Genomic DNA, 3,189 nt, shown 5'->3' on the forward strand with positions numbered 1-3,189 from the left:
GACCAACTCCAGCAAATACCTGATTTCAGTTTCGTCCAGTTCATGCCACATACCACGTTTTAATCTGGGAGGCAGGTTAATCGGACCGAATCGTACCCGGATTAATCGGCTGACCACCAAGCCAAGCGTCTCAAACATGCGTCTCACTTCCCGATTCCTGCCTTCTTGCAGTATGACGTGGTACCAACGGTTAGCACCTTCACCACCTTGTTCAGACAGATCACTGAATTTCGCCAAACCGTCTTCCAGCTCAATTCCTGTCAATAATTGACTTTTTTGTTCCGGGGTCAAATGACCCACGATTCTGACCGCATATTCACGCTCTACTTGAAAACGCGGATGCATCAGCCGGTTTGCCAATGCACCGTTTGTCGTAAATATCAGTAGTCCGCTGGTATTGAAATCCAACCTGCCAATAGCAATCCAACGGGATGATTTCAATTGCGGCAATTTATCAAAAACCGATGGACGGTCTTCAGGATCATGGCGACTGACAATTTCACCTTCAGGTTTATGATAGATGATAATGCGCGGTAAACGCTCTTTAGTATTGATCCGGATAATGCGTTTATTCACCCGCACCAGATCTCTTGATCCTACCCGGTCACCCAGTTTTGCGATCCTGCCATTGATGCTCACCTGACCTGAGGCAATCAGGACCTCCATCTCACGCCGGGAACCCAAGCCGCTTTGCGCCAATAACTTTTGGAGTTTGTGAGTAACCATTCCCTCAGGTTTATTGAAAGCATGCCTGTTCAGTGGGGTCGAAACCTGCTTTTTCCTGGGAGTGAGTGACCGCTTGATACGCATTTACTTTACTTCGAGCAAGAATAAATTGAAAAGGCGCTGAAGATTAATGGACTGGATGAAACAATCCTAAGTTTAATTCGATGCGCTGGTTTTACTATTCAGAAAGGCAGCTTCATACCTGGAGGCAAGCCCAGGCCACCCGTCAAACTGGCCATTTTTTCTTGCGTCGTTGCTTCCACACGGCGCACAGCATCGTTAACCGCTGCTGCAATCAAATCTTCCAGCATTTCCTTATCATCACCGATCAAACTATCATCGATATTAATACGCTTAACATCATAGCGGCAAGTCATCACAACTTTAACCATGCCTGCCCCTGATTGACCTTCAACTTCAATCGTCGCCAGCTGTTCTTGCATTGCCTTCATATTTTCCTGCATCTGCTGCGCCTGTTTCATTAAATTGCCTAAATTAGCTTTCATCATTATTCTGCCTCCATTATTCAACTGGTTTAATCGAAGAAACGATTAGCTTTGCATCAAAATTTTCCACCAATTCTCTCACAAAAGGATCAGCTTCAATTGCTGCAATCGTTTCAGATTGCTTCGCCTGCTTTTCAAGATCCTGCATGACCATTGACGTCATTCCAGTAATACTGCCAATCGAAAACGCTACTTTAATAGGTTTCTCAAAGTAATTCTCCAACGCAGCTTTTAGCTTATCCTGATAAGGATTTTCTAACAAATACTTATGTATTTCTGGCACACATAATTCAATCTTATCATCTGAAAAAAGTTTAGCTTCGCAATGTTGTGCCAGCATCTTAGCCATGCCACTCAATTTCAATTGCTTGACGATTGCCAGCCAATCATCGTTGGTGGAATTAGCAATGCTGGTTTTTTTTTTCTGTGCTGTTTGATTGTTAGCGAAGGTCTGATGCGTTGCTTGCGCTTGCATCGATACTGGCGCATTTTTTTCATCCTCTCTAGCAGTGATCGAAATCTCTTCTGATAACATCTGATCGGGTATAAATGCCAGCATCCGCATCAATGTCATAGTAAAACCGGCATATTCATCTGGCGCCAGATTCAGATCACTGCGCCCATGAAGCGCAATTTGATAGAGCAATTGCACATCTTCAGCTGTGAAATGCTTAACTAATGAAAACAACCGCTCGCGTTCAGGTAATGTCACATCAAGTGCCTGCGGTGCAATTTGCGCTAGCGCAAGACGATGAAATATAGTTGCGATTTCCTGTAAGGCATAATCGAACGATAAGCTACGTGCCTCCATCTCATCTGCTATTGCTAGCATCCTCACGCCATCTTTTGCAGCTAGGGCATCAAGCAAATCATATAGATATTCCCGCTCAATTACACCCAGCATGGCATGTACCTCAGCTTCTTTGACCACACCATGACCATATGCAATTGCCTGATCAAGCAGACTCAGCGCATCTCGCATGCTACCTTGTGCAGCTCTTGCTAATAAACGTAAGGATGCAGCATCCGATGCAATTTGCTCTTGAGACAGTATTTTTTCCAAATGTGCTGCAATTAAAGCAGGAGGAATTTGCTTTAAGTTGAATTGAAGGCAACGCGAGAGCACAGTAATAGGTATCTTCTGTGGATCGGTGGTTGCTAGTATAAATTTGACATGTTCCGGAGGTTCTTCCAGCGTTTTGAGCATCGCGTTAAAAGCCGATCTGGAAAGCATGTGCACTTCATCAATGAGATAAACCTTATATCTGGCAGAAGCTGGCGCATAGCATGCGCTCTCCAGTAACTCGCGCATATTGTCAACTTGGGTATTGGACGCTGCATCCAATTCAACCAGATCAACAAAACTACCCTTATCAATGGCCAAGCAAACTGGGCATGTCCCACAAGGGGTGGATGTCACGCCAGTTTCACAATTCAGCGCTTTAGCCAAGATTCTGGCAATCGTTGTTTTACCTACACCGCGTGTGCCCGTAAACAAATATGCATGATGCAACCGATTCTGCTCAAGTGAGTGAGTGATTGCTTGAACGATATGGTCTTGCCCAGTCAATTCAGAAAAATTTCTTGGGCGCCACTTCCTGGCAAGAACTTGTGTTTGAGACACGCTATTTGTCAAATGAAGAAAAAAAACAGCAGATGATAATCAGTAACCCATCTGTTAGGGTGGCGAGCCGAACCCCCGGCACTTGCAAAAAATAGCTGTGGCTGCTTCCTTCCGGATCTGACCAGGTTCACTACCTTGCAATGCGGGGAGGCCCGCCATAAGACAATTTTACATCAATCAGCAATGCTGATTGGAAAATAACAACTGCTCGCCAGAAATATATATTCTGGTTCTCATGCTTCATTAAAAAGCCCTTTGCTGATTTTCAGCAAAGGGCCAAAACTTGGAATCAACTGCCGCGTAACTGATTCATTATTCAGTGGTTGCGGGGGC

At 44.7% G+C, this 3,189-nt stretch carries 3 protein-coding genes and 1 other RNA gene; all 4 read right to left on the bottom strand.

Going from position 1 to position 3,189, the window contains the following annotated elements; genetic code table 11:
• The coding region (gene rluB, locus J5I83_RS04940; RefSeq protein WP_304053775.1) for a 23S rRNA pseudouridine(2605) synthase RluB at positions 1–810 on the bottom strand (810 nt) is incomplete at its 3' end.
• A 98-nt stretch (positions 811–908) separates the two neighbouring features.
• The gene (locus J5I83_RS04945; protein WP_304053778.1) at positions 909–1,232 is read right to left on the bottom strand and encodes a YbaB/EbfC family nucleoid-associated protein; all 324 of its coding nucleotides are present in this window, start codon (positions 1,230–1,232) and stop codon (positions 909–911) included.
• Positions 1,233–1,248: 16 nt separating this feature from the next.
• Positions 1,249–2,856, bottom strand: a complete 1,608-nt coding sequence (gene dnaX / locus J5I83_RS04950) for a DNA polymerase III subunit gamma/tau (RefSeq protein ID WP_304053780.1) — start codon at positions 2,854–2,856, stop codon at positions 1,249–1,251.
• Positions 2,857–2,914: 58 nt separating this feature from the next.
• An RNA gene (ffs, locus tag J5I83_RS04955) (signal recognition particle sRNA small type) lies at positions 2,915–3,013 on the bottom strand.
• Between the last annotated feature and the right edge of the window lie 176 nt (positions 3,014–3,189).

The sequence above is a fragment of the Nitrosomonas communis genome (assembly GCF_024102715.1).
In the GTDB taxonomy this organism is placed as follows: Bacteria; Pseudomonadota; Gammaproteobacteria; order Burkholderiales; family Nitrosomonadaceae; genus Nitrosomonas; species Nitrosomonas communis_B.